General features: G+C 61.5%; 13 protein-coding genes. 5 read left to right on the top strand and 8 right to left on the bottom strand.

Annotated features, from left to right (window positions below):
* The first annotated feature begins 25 nt into the window (after positions 1-25).
* Entirely contained in the window at positions 26-550 is a 525-nt protein-coding gene (yjgA, locus tag ACYYKW_RS16015) for a ribosome biogenesis factor YjgA (RefSeq protein ID WP_090281772.1), read from the top strand.
* 51 nt (positions 551-601) lie between these two features.
* Here the strand turns inward: yjgA and tldD are convergent, their stop codons facing one another.
* From tldD to mreB, 8 genes are all read right to left on the bottom strand, one after another.
* Complete coding sequence (gene tldD / locus ACYYKW_RS16010; RefSeq protein WP_093104683.1) at positions 602-2,044, bottom strand: metalloprotease TldD; 1,443 nt, start codon at positions 2,042-2,044, stop codon at positions 602-604.
* A gap of 4 nt (positions 2,045-2,048) precedes the next feature.
* On the bottom strand, positions 2,049-2,909 hold the full coding sequence (locus tag ACYYKW_RS16005) for a carbon-nitrogen hydrolase family protein (RefSeq protein ID WP_093104684.1): 861 nt from the start codon (positions 2,907-2,909) through the stop codon (positions 2,049-2,051).
* A 58-nt stretch (positions 2,910-2,967) separates the two neighbouring features.
* Entirely contained in the window at positions 2,968-6,771 is a 3,804-nt protein-coding gene (locus tag ACYYKW_RS16000) for a YhdP family protein (RefSeq protein WP_464990532.1), read from the bottom strand.
* A gap of 75 nt (positions 6,772-6,846) precedes the next feature.
* Positions 6,847-8,304, bottom strand: a complete 1,458-nt coding sequence (rng, locus tag ACYYKW_RS15995) for a ribonuclease G (protein ID WP_090281768.1) — start codon at positions 8,302-8,304, stop codon at positions 6,847-6,849.
* Between the two features lie 58 nt (positions 8,305-8,362).
* A complete protein-coding gene (locus tag ACYYKW_RS15990) occupies positions 8,363-8,959 on the bottom strand; it encodes a Maf family protein (RefSeq protein WP_090281767.1) in 597 nt (198 codons plus the stop codon).
* A 37-nt stretch (positions 8,960-8,996) separates the two neighbouring features.
* Positions 8,997-9,488, bottom strand: coding sequence for a rod shape-determining protein MreD (gene mreD / locus ACYYKW_RS15985; protein WP_090281766.1), 492 nt, complete (start codon positions 9,486-9,488; stop codon positions 8,997-8,999).
* Positions 9,488-10,540, bottom strand: a complete 1,053-nt coding sequence (mreC, locus tag ACYYKW_RS15980; RefSeq protein WP_418951618.1) for a rod shape-determining protein MreC — start codon at positions 10,538-10,540, stop codon at positions 9,488-9,490. Before mreC ends, mreD begins: the two co-directional genes overlap by 1 nt.
* A 189-nt stretch (positions 10,541-10,729) precedes the next feature.
* Positions 10,730-11,767, bottom strand: coding sequence for a rod shape-determining protein MreB (gene mreB / locus ACYYKW_RS15975; protein WP_002555108.1), 1,038 nt, complete (start codon positions 11,765-11,767; stop codon positions 10,730-10,732).
* A gap of 211 nt (positions 11,768-11,978) precedes the next feature.
* Here mreB and gatC point away from each other — a divergent pair, with 211 nt between their 5' ends.
* The 4 genes from gatC to ACYYKW_RS15955 all read left to right on the top strand — a co-directional run bounded on the left by gatC (position 11,979) and on the right by ACYYKW_RS15955 (position 15,711).
* A complete protein-coding gene (gene gatC, locus ACYYKW_RS15970; protein WP_007976465.1) occupies positions 11,979-12,266 on the top strand; it encodes an Asp-tRNA(Asn)/Glu-tRNA(Gln) amidotransferase subunit GatC in 288 nt (95 codons plus the stop codon).
* Positions 12,267-12,282: 16 nt separating this feature from the next.
* Positions 12,283-13,734, top strand: coding sequence for an Asp-tRNA(Asn)/Glu-tRNA(Gln) amidotransferase subunit GatA (gene gatA, locus ACYYKW_RS15965; protein WP_090281764.1), 1,452 nt, complete (start codon positions 12,283-12,285; stop codon positions 13,732-13,734).
* Positions 13,735-13,744: 10 nt separating this feature from the next.
* Positions 13,745-15,190 carry an Asp-tRNA(Asn)/Glu-tRNA(Gln) amidotransferase subunit GatB gene (gene gatB, locus ACYYKW_RS15960; RefSeq protein ID WP_090281763.1) on the top strand — a complete coding sequence of 482 codons (1,446 nt, stop codon included), beginning with the start codon at positions 13,745-13,747 and terminating at the stop codon, positions 15,188-15,190.
* Positions 15,191-15,339: 149 nt separating this feature from the next.
* Positions 15,340-15,711: a septal ring lytic transglycosylase RlpA family protein gene (locus tag ACYYKW_RS15955; protein ID WP_090281762.1), complete on the top strand. Its 372-nt coding sequence runs from the start codon at positions 15,340-15,342 to the stop codon at positions 15,709-15,711.
* Positions 15,712-15,722: the final 11 nt, after the last annotated feature.

The raw sequence follows: 15,722 nt of genomic DNA, 5'->3' as shown, positions 1-15,722 counted from the left end.
CGGCGTTTCTTTGCGGACTGCCACCATGGTTGATTCTTACGACGACTCCCTCGATACGGGAGAAAAAAGCAAATCTCAGGTCAAACGCGAGCTGCATGCTCTGGTTGACCTCGGCGAGCGCCTGACCACACTCAAGCCTGACTTGATCGCAAAACTGCCATTGACCGACGCCCTGCGCCGGGCGCTGGCCGATGCGCCCAAGCACACCGCGAACATCGCGCGTAAACGGCACCTGCAGTTCATCGGCAAGCTGATGCGCGATCAGGACACTGACGCGATTCTGACCTTGCTCGATCAACTCGATGCCTCGACCCGCCAGTACAACGAGCGTTTCCACAATCTCGAACGCTGGCGCGACCGCCTGATCGGCGGCGATGACGCCGTGCTGGAGAAATTCGTCGTCGAGTACCCGGACGCCGATCGCCAGCAATTGCGTTCCCTGATCCGTCAGGCTCAGCACGAGGTTGCGCAAAACAAACCTCCTGCTTCCAGCCGCAAGATCTTCAAGTACATCCGTGAGCTGGACGAAACTCAACGCGGCCTGCGCTGATCTTCGCCACCGGGTGGCCGCCCTGCGCGCCACCCGAGGCTCCATCACTTCTTATGCGCCCGTGCCACCCACGGTGATCGCATCGATTTTCAGCGTCGGCTGGCCAACACCTACCGGCACCGATTGCCCATCCTTGCCGCACGTGCCGACACCGCTGTCCAGCGCCAGATCATTACCGACCATCGACACCCGGCTCATCGCCTCGGGACCGTTGCCGATCAACGTCGCGCCTTTGACCGGCGCAGTGATCTTGCCGTCCTCGATCAGGTACGCCTCGCTGGTGGAGAACACGAACTTGCCGCTGGTGATGTCAACCTGACCGCCACCGAGATTGGCGCAATAGATGCCTTTTTTCACCGAGGCAATGATTTCCGCCGGATCGCTTTCGCCGCCGAGCATGTAAGTGTTGGTCATGCGTGGCATCGGCAGATGCGCGTAGGACTCGCGACGACCGTTACCGGTGCGGGCCACGCCCATCAGACGCGCGTTGAGCTTGTCCTGCATGTAACCCTTGAGCACGCCGTTCTCGATCAGCGTGGTGCACTCGGTCGGTGTGCCTTCGTCGTCGACACTCAGCGATCCGCGGCGGCCACTCAAAGTACCGTCGTCGACGATGGTGCACAGCTTCGACGCAACCATTTCGCCCATGCGCCCACTGTAGGCCGAACTGCCCTTGCGGTTGAAATCGCCTTCCAGGCCATGACCGACCGCCTCGTGCAGCAGCACGCCGGACCAGCCTGAACCCAGCACCACCGGCAGGGTGCCGGCCGGTGCCGGAATCGCTTCCAGATTGACCAGCGCCTGACGCAGCGCCTCACGGGCGTAGCCCATGGCGCGGTCTTCGGCGAGGAAATAGCGGTAGTCGGTACGCCCGCCACCACCATGCCCGCCGCGCTCGCGACGGCCATTCTGCTCAACGATGACGCTGACGTTGAAGCGCACCAGCGGCCGCACATCAGCGGCCAGGCCACCGTCAGTGGACGCCACCAGAATCCGCTCCCAGACCCCCGCCATGCTCACGCTGACCTGCTGGATACGCGGATCGAGCGCGCGCGTAGCCACGTCGATACGCTTGAGCAGCTCGACCTTCTCGGCGCGACTGAGCACTTCCAGCGGATTGTCCGGAGCGTACAGTTGCGCGACATCCTGAGTGCTGAACGCCTGCACCGTGCCGTTCTGCCCGGCGCGGGAGATCGAGCGCGCCGCACGGGCAGCGGCGCCAAGGGCTTCGAGGGTGATCGCGTTGCTGTAGGCGAAACCGGTTTTCTCACCGGACTGCGCACGTACGCCGACCCCCTGGTCGAGGTTGAAGCTGCCTTCCTTGACGATGCCGTCTTCCAGCGCCCAGGACTCGGAAATCTGGCCCTGGAAATACAGATCGGCGGCATCGATGCCGGGGCCGGCCAGATCGCCAAGCACGCCTTGCAGGCTCTCGATCGTCACGCCGCCGGGCGCCAACAGGTGATCACTGACTGAGGACAACAACTCGCTCATGGGTTTACGCCTTAAATTCGTGTTCTGAAGCAGGCCGCTGAGCGCCCTGCGAGAAAAACCGCCGATGATTCGTCACCGGCATGCGCGCCCGGATGGACGCTTGTTCATTAATGTCGCGTTCGGCCAACAACACCGCTTCGCCTTGATCCTGGCTGGCCAGCACACGTCCCCATGGGTCAACGATCGCTGCATGGCCGAAGGTTTCTCGCGGCCCCGGGTGAGTCCCACCCTGCGCCGCAGCCAACAGATAACACTGCGTCTCGATGGCCCGCGCGCGAATCAACACTTCCCAATGCGCCGCACCGGTCACCGCAGTGAACGCCGACGGTGCGCTGATCAGTTCGGCACCGGCCGCACGCAATTCGCTGTACAGCTCGGGGAAACGCAAGTCGTAACATACCGTCAGACCAAGCCGTCCTACCGGCGTGTCGGCCACCACTATATTGCCGCCATAAGCATAGTCATCGGATTCGCGGTAACGTCCGCGATTGTCGGCGACATCCACATCAAACAGGTGCAGCTTGTCGTAGCGGGCAACGATTTCGCCCTGATCATTGATCAGCAGCGAGCAGGCATGCGCCCTGGCCGTCGGCTGATTCGCCGGCGGCAACGGCAACGTGCCGGCCACTATCCATAAGGTGAGGTCGCGGGCGGTCTGTTTCAACCATGGCAGGATCGGCCCTTCGCCCAGCGCTTCGGCGCGACCGATATCAGCGACATCGCGACGGCCCATCGCCGCGAAGTTCTCCGGCAGCACCGCCAGCTTCGCGCCGCCGGCCGCGGCCTGTTCGAGCAGGCGCCGGGCCTGAGCCAGATTGGCCAGCACGTCACTCTGGCTGACCATTTGAATCACCGCTAAAGACATGGCGAACTCCCAACGAGGTATTTGGCCATGCTACTCCATCGCTTCAAGGCCGGGCCGTTCAAAAAGGCTTGTCGAAAGTGATTTTCGGCTCTTTCCATGGGCCTTTGACCGTGTATTTGACACTGGCGAAGCGCGCTACACGGTCGCCGATCAGTTTGTCGATCAGGAACAAAGCACCGCCGACTGCCGGTGCGCCGACGATCAACGCGGCAATTGGCAGGTTGTTGGTCACCGGCAAGGTCACCAGCAATTTCGCATCGACCTTGTCGTCAACCAGATCGAGGGTACCGTCCAGTTCGAGGTTGCTCGACGGGCCGGTCAGGCGAATCGGCTCACGCGTCACATATACGCCATTGTTTGCCACCAGCAGGCCTTTGACCCGGTCATAACTCAAGCCTTTGCCGAACAGGTCGGAAAAGTCCAGGCGCAGACGGCGGCCGATCGAATTGAAGTTGAGCAGACCGAACACCCGCAGGGCCTGTGCGCCGCCTTCGACTTCGACAAACTGGCCCTTGTTCAGCGAGGCATCCAGCGTCCCGGAGAAACGCTTGGTCGCCAGCCAGGCCGGCGAACCCGGCCAGCGGCCGTCGACGTCCATGTGGAACTCTTCGCTGGTCACGCTCGGCGCAAAACCCCAGCCCTTTAGCACGTCGGCGAGATTCTTGCCGCCGATACGCCCCTTGTACCAACTGCTGGTCGAACCCGGCGCGCCTTCCCAGCCACCGTTGCCTTGCAACAGAATGCCCTTGAGGCCCATGTCGAGATTGTTCAGGGCGATGCCCTTGGCGGTCGGGCGAATTTTCAGCGACCAGCCACCGACCAGATCGGGGCCGAGGAACAGCTGGTTGAGAGTGATATCCAGCGCCGGAATTTTCGTCGGATCGACCGAAGCCAGTGGATCAGGCGCATTTTCGTCAGCCTGTACCGCCGGGTCCGGCGCCGGCAGTTTCACGTATTGCAGATTGACCGCGATCGGCACGCCTTTGGCGTCCGGCAGGCTCGCCGTGCCTTTGGCCTGCTGACTGTCGAGGGCCAGATTCCATGCCGCAGACTTGCGATTGAGCTGAACCGATGCCTGATCCAGAGTTGTGCCCATTGCCGTGAGCTTGCCGACCTTGAAGTCAGCGCTGTTGAGCAATTGCTTGGCGCTGCCGCCCGGATCCTGCCCGGCGTACCGGTTGACCAGATCCTGCCAGGGCGCGACGTCGAGTTCCGACAGCACGCCACGAACGCGCAAGCCTTTGGCGCCCGGCAGCACGGCTTCGCCGGCACCGAGGAACAACTCGCCACGGCCCTCGGCAAAATTGCTCGGCGGCGCTGCAAAGGTGAAGTTGGCCAGTTGATCGTAATTGACCCAATAACGACGCTCCTGCCCCTGCAAGGTCATGCGAAATACAGTGTCGCGCCCGACATCCGCCGCCATGCCGAACGGCGCCGGCAGATCCACCGCCACGCCTTTGAGATTCGAGCTGACCATCAACTGACTGTCGACGCCGTCCAGATTCAACTGCAACTGATAGGGAATCGTCCCGGACACTGGCAACGGCTGGGTCACGCCCAGCCAGTCAGTGAGTTTCCTGACTTCGACCTGCCCCGTCGCAGCGACCCGGGTCTTGAGCTTGCCGGGGCTGCCATCGGCGAATATCTGCGCGGTGACGGGTTTGTCGAACGCCCGCGCAGCGATGTTCTGCCCGCTCAGGCCTTTGGCGCTGTCGAAGCGGAAATCGCCTTTGAGTTGCGTCAGCTCCAGTTTCGGCTCGGCCAGTTTCAGGCGGGCGTTGGCGGTCTTGAAGTCGACAAGGATCTTCGGTTGCTCGCCCTTGGCCAGCGGCACGTCGAGTTTGAGCTTGCCGGTAAGGTTACCCGCGCCTTCCCAACCGGCAAACGTGTCGGCCGTGCCGATCGGCGCTTCCTGCAGGATTTTCAGCCCGTCGCCCAGACCACCGGCAAATGCGCCATCGAGCAACAGGTGGGTGTTTTGCCCCGCCGGCACATGGGGAATATTGACGAAGACATCGCTGACCTGAGTGTCCAGCAACTGGCCTTTGTCGGCCCAGATCCGCACGCCGCTGTCCTCGATGAACACATCGCCACTGACCTTGCTCACATGTGGCCAGCCCGGCTGAAAGGCCAGTTCGGCATCGTGCACCTTGAAAAACAGACTGATGCTGCGATCGGCTTCCCCGGCATTCTTGCTCAGCGAGCCCTGATACTGGAAAAAGCCCTGATCGACCGCGCCTTTGAGAATCGCCGTGCGCAACCATTCGTCGAGCGCCGGGCTGAGCACTGCCGGCAGATATTTAGCGGTGTAACGACCGTCGCCCTCGACCAGGCCGACACGCAGGTCCATGTAGTCTTCCTGGCTGTGGTCGAAGTGCAGGCGAATCAGGAAGTCACCGGCGATCTTGCCCTCCTCGCCCAGCACCTTCAGGTACGGCGCAATCAGGGTGAAACCGTCCTTGTCGAGTTTCCAGGTCAACCGCGCGTTGGCTTGCAGGTATTGCCAGGGCTTGGTGAAGATCGGGTCCAGATGCAGGACAAAGTCCTTGCTGTCCAGACGCAACTCGCCGCCGTCGAGATTGCCGCTCAGGCTGCCGCTGACATTTCGCGCCGCCGGTGCGCCGTGATAGGCATCGAAACCGACGTTATCCAGATTGGCAGCAAAGCCGAATTTGGTGCCGTCGGTGGCGTTCGGGCGGAAGTCCAGCAGAACATTGCGCAAGCCGCCAGTCACCTTGAGCCGCTCGACGACCGTGGCGAAACCCTGCGGCAACGGCCCCAGCGCGTTCAGCAACGGGGTGAGCGGCGTCAGGTCGAGGCGATCGGCCTGCAAATGCCAGAGCTCTTCGACCTTGTCGGTCGCGCGGGTCTGCTGCACCTGCACGCGCGATTCCCAACGGGTTTCGCCGAAGCTCATCGCCAGCGAATCGAGGATCACGCTCGCGCCCTCGGCGCTGTTGCGGTAGTAGGCGTTGAGCGCCAGATTGTTGATCTGGATCGGCTTGCGCTCGGCGTAGGCGCCGGTGATTTGCGGGGCATTCAGGCGCAACGCCGCGCTTTGCAGGGTGCCCTCGGCCCAGTTCACCCAGAGCTCGCCTCCGGCCTTGATCTCGGAAAAATTCCATTGTTGGGTCAGGCGCTCGGGCAGCCACTTCGACCAGTCACTCTGCGGCAGACTGGCGTAACCGTCGACCGTGCTGTTCTGCCATTGATCGGGCCGCAGCCGCGCACGCAGGTTCAGCGCCACAGGCTGGCCGTCCGGCAAGGTCAGGCGCGCATCGAGACGCTGGCGACTGGCGCCGGTCTTCAGATTGAACCCGACATAGGTCAGGGTCATCGGCGGGTGATCGAGCGGTTGCAGGGTGACTTGACTGTCGAGTATCGACAGCTGCTGAATCATCTGCGAACGCTGGAACAGTTGCGCGGCATCGAACGGCTGATCGTTGTGCACCGGCAGGCCTTCCAGCGACCACTGGCCGTCTTCGCCTTCCTTGAGGCTGATCTTCAGGCCATTGAATTCAAGATGCGCGATGCGTACTTCGCGGGCGAGCAGACTGGCCCACAGATCCGGCACCGCGCGGACCCGGTCCAGACGCAGCGCATTGGCGCCGCTGCCGACCATCACGTCATGCGCCAGCAGGATCGGCGCAAAACCGCTCCAGTTGCCCTCCAGCTCACCGATCTGCAACGGCATGCCGAGGGCAGCGCTGGCCTTGTCTTCGATATCGGTACGGTATTCGGCCACAAGGGGGGTCAGTTCGCGGCCGAGACTGACATACAACGCCATCAACACCAGAACCAACGCGCACAGGCCCAGCCCCCAACGGGTGAGTGCGGCCAGAATGCGTGTCAGACGCTCCATGTCAGGTGGCTCCCATGGCAAAAATACTGCGAAAAGCTGAGGCCAGCCGCGTTGGATTAAGGGTGATGCAGGGGTTCAGAGCAGCACCACGTCATATTGTTCCTGGGAATACATGGTTTCCACCTGGAAGCGTATGGTGCGGCCAATGAACCCTTCAAGCTCGGCGACGTTACCGGATTCTTCGTCGAGCAGGCGATCAACCACTTTCTGGTTGGCCAGCACCCGATAGCCCTCGGCCTGATAGGCACGCGCTTCGCGCAGGATCTCGCGGAAGATCTCGTAACAGATGGTTTCCGCGGTTTTCAGTTTGCCCCGGCCCTGACAACTGCTGCACGGCTCGCAGAGCACTTGCTCGAGGCTTTCGCGGGTGCGCTTGCGAGTCATCTGCACAAGGCCCAGCTCGGTGATGCCGATGATGTTGGTCTTGGCGTGGTCGCGCTCCAGCTGCTTTTCCAGCGTACGCAATACCTGACGCTGGTGCTCTTCATCTTCCATGTCGATGAAATCGATGATGATGATCCCGCCCAGATTGCGCAGGCGCAGTTGCCGGGCAATCGCGGTCGCCGCTTCGAGGTTGGTCTTGAAAATGGTTTCTTCGAGATTACGATGGCCGACGAACGCCCCGGTATTGACGTCGATGGTGGTCATGGCTTCCGCCGGATCGACCACCAGATAGCCGCCGGATTTCAGCGGCACCTTGCGCTCGAGGGCTTTCTGGATTTCGTCTTCAACGCCGTACAGATCGAAAATCGGCCGCTCGCCCGGATAGTGCTCCAGGCGATCGGCGATTTCCGGCATGAGTTCAGCGACGAACTGTGTGGTTTTCTGGAAGGTTTCCCGGGAATCGATGCGGATCTTTTCTATCTTCGGATTGACCAGATCGCGCAGGGTCCGTAACGCGAGGCCGAGGTCTTCGTAGATCACGCTCGGCGCGGAGATGGTTTTGATCTGTTCGTTGATCTGGTCCCACAGGCGTCGCAGGTAGCGGATGTCCATAAGGATTTCATCAGCGCCGGCACCTTCGGCCGCGGTACGCAGAATGAAGCCGCCTGCTTCCTTGATGCCTTCTTTGGCCACGCAGTCGCTGACCACCTGCTTGAGGCGTTCGCGCTCGGCTTCGTCTTCGATTTTCAGCGAGATGCCCACATGGGCCGTGCGTGGCATGTACACCAGATAGCGCGACGGGATCGACAGTTGCGTGGTCAGGCGCGCACCTTTGGAACCGATCGGGTCTTTGGTCACCTGCACCACCAGGCTCTGGCCTTCGTGCACCAGCGAACTGATGCTCTCGACCGCCGGGCCTTCGCGCAGGGAAATTTCCGCAGCGTGAATGAATGCCGCACGGTCCAGCCCGATATCGACGAATGCGGCCTGCATGCCCGGCAGTACGCGCACGATCTTGCCTTTATAGATGTTGCCGACGATCCCGCGTTTTTGCGTGCGCTCAACGTGGACTTCTTGCAGCACACCGTTTTCGACCACCGCCACGCGCGATTCCATCGGCGTGATGTTGATCAGAATCTCTTCACTCATGGCAGGATCTCGTTCAGGCATGTTCACGATAATGGCCGCATCTGGATGGGTACGACGCTTATGACGCGCTCAGGTTTTGCCAACAGGGTATGCCGAAATGGCCCAACACCTCGCAGGTTTCGCAAACGGGCAGACCGACCACGGCCGAGTAGCTGCCATTGAGGCCGGCGACGAACACCCCGCCGAGGCCTTGAATGCCATAACCGCCGGCCTTGTCTCGCGGTTCGCCGCTGGCCCAGTAGGCGGCGGCTTCCTCGCGGCTGATCGGGCGAAAGCGCACCAGACTGCGCACCACCCGCGACTCGCAGCGTTCGCCTTCGAGCACGGCGATGGCGGTCAGCACTTCATGCTCTCTGCCGGACAACATCATCAGCATGGCGCATGCGTCGGCTTCGTCCACCGGTTTGCCAAGAATTTTGCCGTCGAGCACCACAGCGGTGTCGGCACCCAACACGCAAAAGCTCTGAGCGGACACGACGCTGCGGCGCCCGGCTTCAGCCTTGCCGCGTGCGAGGCGTTCGACATAGGCCGAGGGCGATTCTTCGGCTAAAGGGGTTTCGTCGATGTCCGCGCTGATGGCGGTGAACGCCACGCCGATCTGCGTGAGCAATTCACGCCGGCGCGGCGATCCGGAGGCGAGGTAAAGCGGCTTCATCAAAACATCTCCCTGTTCAGTGCCCTGCTTCACCGGCTCAGTAAATTCTGTAGCGTCGGCACAATCCGCGTAGGGCGAAACTGACCCACGGCCAGAGCAAGGCACTGACCAACGCCGGCAAGACCAGGGCGAGGGTTGGCTGGCGGTTGCCGGTCAGGGCGCTGAGCCACAATTGGGCCAATTGCGCGAGACCGAAAATCACCAGGATCACCAGGCACTGCTGCCACATCGGAAACATGCGCAGACGCTGCTGCAACGACAGCACCAGGAAAGTAATGAGTGTGAGGATCAACGCGTTCTGCCCGAGCAGATCGCCTTGCAGCACGTCTTCGGCCAGACCCAGACAGAACGCCGTGACCATGCCGACCGTGTGCGGCATGTACAACGCCCAGAACGTCACCAGCAAGGCCAGCCAGAGCGGGCGCAGGATTTCCATGAAAATCGGCAACGGCGACACACTGAGCAGGATGCCGATGACGAACGTCAGCCAGATCATCCAGCCATTCCCCGAAGCTTTGGCCCCGACCATTATTCTCGTCCCCCGGTGGTGGCTGGCGGTTTCGCCGGTGGCTTTGTCGCGGCCGGTGGTTTGGCGGCGGCGGGCGGTTTGCTCGCCGCAGGCTTGGCAGGTGTGGCGGCAGGCGCGGCTGCGGGCGCCGCCGCTTCGCTGGCTGGCGCAGCAGCCGGGGCCGCCGGTGTGGCCATGATCAAGGGCTTGGGTATGTTGACCGGCAACATCGGACCGCCACCGTGGGCATCGAGCTGTTCCTGAGCCTGGGCGGCTTCGTTGGCGCGCTCTTCGGCGGTGCGGCTGTCGCTGAACACCAGCAGCAGGTAGCGGCTGCGATTCAACGCGGCGGTCGGCACGGCACGGACAATCGCGAACGGTTGGCCGGAATCGTGGATGACTTCCTTCACCGTGGCCACTGGGTAACCGGCCGGGAATCGCTGACCGAGGCCAGAGCTGACCAGCAAATCGCCTTCCTTGATATCCGCAGTGTCGGCGACATGGCGCAACTCCAGACGTTCCGGGTTGCCGGTGCCGCTGGCAATCGCTCGCAGACCGTTGCGGTTGACCTGTACGGGAATACTGTGGGTGGTGTCGGTCAACAGCAATACACGCGAGGTGTAGGGCATCAACTCAACCACCTGGCCCATCAGCCCGCGCGCATCGAGCACCGGCTGACCGAGGACCACGCCATCGCGCTCACCTTTATTGATGATGATGCGATGGGTGAAGGGGTTGGGGTCCATGCCGATCAGCTCGGCCACTTCGACCTTTTCATTGACCAGCGCAGAGGAATTGAGCAACTCGCGCAGCCGAACGTTCTGCTCGGTCAGGGCGGCAAGCTTTTGCATGCGCCCCTGCAGCAGCAGGTTTTCGGTCTTGAGTTTTTCGTTTTCGGCGACGAGCTCGGTGCGGCTGCCGAACTGACTGGCGACCCCTTCCCACAATCTGCCGGGCAGATCGGTGATCCAGTAGGCATCCATGAGCACCAGCGACGCTTGTTTACGCGCGGGCTTGAGCAGGTCGAAACGTGCATCGACCACCATCAGCGCGACCGACAGCACGGCCAGCACCAACAGGCGCACGCCCAACGAAGGGCCTTTGGTGAAAAGCGGTTTAATAAGCCGCTCCTCCCAGGCAAATGTTCTGTTTATTCATACGGCATCAAACCGGCCTGGATGAAGACTGACAGAAGATAAACGCCAACAGGCAGCACTGCAAAGTGCTGCCTGTGCGTTCACCCACGTATTGCGATCGGCAACTTACTCGCTCGAAAGCAGATCCATGGTGTGCTTATCCATCATTTCCAGCGCACGGCCACCGCCGCGAGCAACGCAAGTCAGCGGATCTTCGGCAACGATCACCGGCAGACCCGTCTCCTGCGCCAGCAGCTTGTCGAGGTCACGCAGCAGCGCGCCACCACCGGTCAGCACCAGGCCACGCTCGGCGATGTCGGACGCGAGTTCCGGCGGCGACTGCTCCAGCGCGCTTTTCACGGCCTGAACGATGGTTGCCAGCGACTCTTGCAGAGCTTCCAGCACTTCATTGGAGTTCAGGGTGAATGCGCGAGGAACGCCTTCGGCCAGGTTGCGACCGCGAACGTCGACTTCGCGAACTTCGCCGCCCGGGTAGGCCGTGCCGATTTCCTGCTTGATGCGCTCAGCGGTGGATTCACCGATCAGGCTGCCGTAGTTGCGACGCACGTAGGTGATGATCGCTTCGTCGAAACGGTCGCCGCCCACACGTACGGATTCGGCATAAACCACGCCGTTCAGGGAGATCAATGCGATTTCAGTGGTACCGCCACCGATATCGACCACCATCGAACCGCGTGCTTCTTCCACCGGCAGGCCGGCACCGATGGCAGCGGCCATCGGCTCTTCGATCAGGAATACTTCCCGGGCACCGGCACCGAGGGCCGATTCACGGATGGCGCGACGCTCAACCTGAGTGGATTTGCATGGAACGCAGATCAGCACACGAGGGCTGGGCTGCAGAAAACTGTTTTCGTGAACCTTGTTGATAAAGTATTGCAGCATCTTTTCGCAGACGCTGAAGTCGGCGATCACGCCGTCCTTCATCGGACGAATGGCAGCAATGTTGCCCGGCGTACGGCCGAGCATGCGCTTGGCTTCGGTGCCGACAGCGACGACACTTTTCTGGTTACCGTGTGTCCGAATGGCCACAACCGATGGCTCATTCAGGACGATACCGCGCTCGCGCACGTAAATAAGGGTGTTGGCAGTGCCCAGGTCAATGGAAAGATCGCTGGAAAACATGCCACGCAGTTTCTTGAACATGGGAAAGGGACCCTAGGCAACGCGTGGGTAAAAAAGTGCGGCAAACTCTAACAACGACAGGGATTTTGGGCAAGGCGCCAATATGTTAAATTGGCCGCTTTTCTGTGCACCAAGCCCCACAATCGCGGCCTTATGACCGTAGAAGTGCGGTAGTGTTCCGACAATCTAACACACGGACGCCGTCCGTTCTGTTTTCCACAGGAGAATCCCGATGGCGCTAGAACGCTCCGACGTGGAAAAAATCGCTCATCTGGCCTGCCTTGGCCTCAATGATGCCGATCTTCCACACATTACTTCCGCCCTCAACAGCATTCTCGGTCTGGTCGACGAAATGCAGGCTGTTAATACCGACGGAATCGAGCCTCTGGCCCACCCGCTGGAAGCCAGTCAGCGCCTGCGCGCCGACGTTGTGACCGAGACCAATAACCGCGAGGCCTACCAGTCCATCGCACCAGCGGTCGAAAACGGCCTGTATCTGGTTCCGAAAGTCATCGACTAAAGGGAAAGAGCCTGCAATGCATCAAATGACTCTGGCCGAGATCGCCCGCGGTCTCGCCGATAAAAAGTTTTCCTCCGAAGAGCTGACCAAGGTCCTGCTGGCGCGTATCACCCAGCTCGATCCACAGCTCAACAGTTTCATCAGCCTCACCGAAGAGCTGGCCCTGGAGCAGGCGAAAGCTGCCGACGCACGCCGCGCCAACGGTGAGAGCGGCGCCCTGCTCGGCGCGCCGATCGCCCACAAAGACCTGTTCTGCACCCAGGGCATTCGCACCAGCTGCGGCTCGAAGATGCTCGACAACTTCAAGGCGCCGTACGACGCCACCGTGGTGGCGAAGCTGGCTGCTGCCGGCGCTGTCACCCTGGGCAAGACCAACATGGACGAATTCGCCATGGGTTCGGCCAACGAGTCGAGCTGGTACGGCGCAGTGAAAAACCCGTGGAATCTGGAACACGTACCGGGCGGTTCGTCCGGTGGTTCGGCCGCCGCTGTCGCTGCTCGCCTGTTGCCTGCCGCGACTGCTACCGATACTGGCGGCTCGATCCGTCAGCCGGCGGCATTCACCAACCTGACCGGCCTGAAACCGACCTACGGTCGCGTTTCGCGCTGGGGCATGATCGCCTACGCGTCCAGCCTCGATCAGGGTGGCCCGCTCGCGCGTACCGCTGAAGACTGCGCGATCCTGCTGCAAGGCATGGCCGGTTTCGATCAAAACGACTCGACCAGCATCGATGAGCCGGTGCCGGACTACTCCGCCAGCCTCGGCGATTCCCTGCAAGGCCTGCGCATCGGCGTGCCGAAGGAATACTTCAGCGCCGGTCTCGACCCGCGCATCGCCGAACTGATCCAGAACAGCATCCAGCAGTTGCAGAAGCTCGGCGCGGTGATCAAGGAAATCAGCCTGCCGAACATGCAGCACGCGATTCCGGCTTACTACGTGATCGCGCCGGCGGAGGCCTCTTCGAACCTGTCGCGTTTCGACGGCGTGCGTTTCGGCCATCGCTGCGAGAACCCGGAAAACCTGATCGACCTGTACAAGCGCTCCCGTGGCGAAGGTTTCGGGCCTGAAGTGCAGCGCCGGATCATGGTCGGTGCCTACGCGCTGTCCGCCGGTTACTACGACGCCTACTACCTGAAAGCGCAGAAGATCCGTCGTCTGGTGAAAAACGATTTCATGACGGCGTTCAATGAAGTCGACATCATCCTCGGCCCGACCACGCCGAACCCGGCCTGGAAGCTCGGCGCGAAGAACAGCGACCCGGTCGCGGCCTATCTGGAAGACGTCTACACCATCACCGCCAACCTCGCCGGCCTGCCGGGCCTGTCGATGCCGGCCGGTTTTGTCGACGGTCTGCCGGTGGGCGTGCAACTGCTTGCGCCGTATTTCCAGGAAGGTCGCCTGCTTAATGTGGCGCACCAGTACCAGCTCAACACCGACTGGCACACCCGCACCCCAACCGGCTTCTGAGGAGACACACATGCAATGGGAAGTCGTGATCGGGCTGGAGATTCACACTCAGCTCACCACCCGGTCGAAAATCTTTTCCGGTAGTTCCACCACATTCGGCTCCGAACCGAATACCCAGGCCAGCCTCGTAGACCTGGGCATGCCCGGCGTGCTGCCGGTGCTCAACCAGGAAGCGGTGCGCATGGCAGTGATGTTCGGTCTGGCGATTGACGCCGAGATCGGTCAGCACAACGTCTTCGCGCGCAAGAACTACTTCTACCCGGACCTGCCGAAGGGCTACCAGATCAGCCAGATGGAATTGCCGATCGTCGGTAAAGGCCACCTGGACATCGCACTGGAAGACGGCACGGTCAAACGCGTCGGCATCACCCGCGCGCACCTGGAAGAAGACGCCGGCAAGAGCCTGCACGAAGAATTCAACGGCGCCACCGGCATCGACCTGAACCGTGCCGGCACGCCGCTGCTGGAAATCGTTTCCGAGCCGGACATGCGCAGCGCCAAGGAAGCCGTGGCTTACGTCAAGGCGATCCATGCGCTGGTGCGTTATCTGGGCATCTGCGACGGCAACATGGCCGAAGGCTCGCTGCGTTGCGACTGCAACGTGTCGGTCCGTCCGAAAGGCCAGGTCGAGTTCGGTACGCGCTGCGAGATCAAGAACGTCAACTCGTTCCGCTTCATCGAGAAGGCGATCAACTCCGAGATCCAGCGTCAGATCGAGCTGATCGAAGACGGCGGCAAAGTGATCCAGCAGACCCGCCTGTACGATCCAAACAAGGACGAGACCCGTCCGATGCGTTCGAAAGAGGAAGCCAACGACTACCGTTACTTCCCCGATCCAGACCTGCTGCCCGTGGTCATCGAAGAGTCGTTCCTCGGCGAGGTGCGCGCCACCCTGCCGGAATTGCCACCGCAGAAACGCGAGCGCTTCCAGAGCCAGTTCGGTCTGTCGGCCTACGACGCCAACGTGCTGGCCACCAGCCGTGAGCAAGCGGATTACTTCGAGAAAGTCGCCGCTATCGGCGGCGACGCGAAACTGGCGGCGAACTGGGTGATGGTCGAGTTGGGCAGCCTGCTCAACAAGCAAGGCGTGGACATCGACGAATCGCCGGTTTCCGCCGAACAATTGGGCGGCATGCTGCAGCGCATCAAGGACAACACCATCTCCGGCAAGATCGCCAAAGTGGTGTTCGAAGCAATGGCCAACGGCGAAGGCAGCGCGGACGAGATCATCGAAAAGCGTGGCCTGAAGCAAGTCACCGACACCGGCGCGATTTCGGCCGTGCTCGATGAAATGCTCGCGGCCAACGCGGAGCAGGTCGAACAGTATCGTGCGGCGGATGAAGCCAAACGCGGCAAGATGTTCGGCTTCTTCGTCGGCCAGGCCATGAAAGCCTCCAAAGGCAAGGCCAACCCGCAGCAAGTGAACGAACTGCTGAAAAGCAAGCTCGAAGGCTGACCACAAATGGAGCCAGATCCAAAGCCTGGCTCCATCCCCTGTAGGAGTGAGCCTGCTCGCGATCGCGAAATGTCAGACACTGAAAAGTTGACTGTCGGACCGCTATCGCGAGCAGGCTCACTCCTGCATTTGATTCGGGATACCTTTGAATGAAGCGTCTGTTCCTGAGCAGCGCCCTGCTCTCCTTGTTGGCCGGTTGCGCCAGCACCGACACCATCGACCCGCACGGTTACGACCAAAGCGGCGTCGCCTCCTATTACGGAGCCAGACACCACGGTAAACGCACCGCCAGCGGCGAAGCGTTCAACCAGCATTCCCTGACTGCCGCCCACCGCCAATTGCCCTTCGGCACGCGGGTGAAAGTCACCAATTTGAAAAACGATGAATCGGTGGTGGTCCGCATCAATGACCGCGGCCCGCACACCCGTGGCCGGCTGATCGATCTGTCGCGCGAGGCCGCCGAAGAAATCGGTATGCTGCGCAGCGGCACCGCGCGGGTTCGCGTACAGGCCCTCGATTAATGGAGCGCCGA

This window comes from Pseudomonas sp. 15C, assembly GCF_055484735.1.
The sequence above is the reverse complement of the archived record's forward strand: the minus strand, read 5'-3'. Positions and strand labels throughout refer to the sequence as shown.

Excerpts from the sequence above, each read along its gene's own strand:
- mreD (WP_090281766.1), bottom strand. The coding sequence starts at position 9,488 with ATGGTCGGGGCCAAAGCTTCGGGGAATGGCTGGATGATCTGGCTGACG.
- ACYYKW_RS15990 (WP_090281767.1), bottom strand. The coding sequence starts at position 8,959 with ATGAAGCCGCTTTACCTCGCCTCCGGATCGCCGCGCCGGCGTGAATTG.
- tldD (WP_093104683.1), bottom strand. The coding sequence starts at position 2,044 with ATGAGCGAGTTGTTGTCCTCAGTCAGTGATCACCTGTTGGCGCCCGGC.
- gatC (WP_007976465.1), top strand. The coding sequence starts at position 11,979 with ATGGCGCTAGAACGCTCCGACGTGGAAAAAATCGCTCATCTGGCCTGC.
- rng (WP_090281768.1), bottom strand. The coding sequence starts at position 8,304 with ATGAGTGAAGAGATTCTGATCAACATCACGCCGATGGAATCGCGCGTG.
- gatA (WP_090281764.1), top strand. The coding sequence starts at position 12,283 with ATGCATCAAATGACTCTGGCCGAGATCGCCCGCGGTCTCGCCGATAAA.
- gatB (WP_090281763.1), top strand. The coding sequence starts at position 13,745 with ATGCAATGGGAAGTCGTGATCGGGCTGGAGATTCACACTCAGCTCACC.
- ACYYKW_RS15955 (WP_090281762.1), top strand. The coding sequence starts at position 15,340 with ATGAAGCGTCTGTTCCTGAGCAGCGCCCTGCTCTCCTTGTTGGCCGGT.
- mreB (WP_002555108.1), bottom strand. The coding sequence starts at position 11,767 with ATGTTCAAGAAACTGCGTGGCATGTTTTCCAGCGATCTTTCCATTGAC.
- ACYYKW_RS16000 (WP_464990532.1), bottom strand. The coding sequence starts at position 6,771 with ATGGAGCGTCTGACACGCATTCTGGCCGCACTCACCCGTTGGGGGCTG.
- yjgA (WP_090281772.1), top strand. The coding sequence starts at position 26 with ATGGTTGATTCTTACGACGACTCCCTCGATACGGGAGAAAAAAGCAAA.
- ACYYKW_RS16005 (WP_093104684.1), bottom strand. The coding sequence starts at position 2,909 with ATGTCTTTAGCGGTGATTCAAATGGTCAGCCAGAGTGACGTGCTGGCC.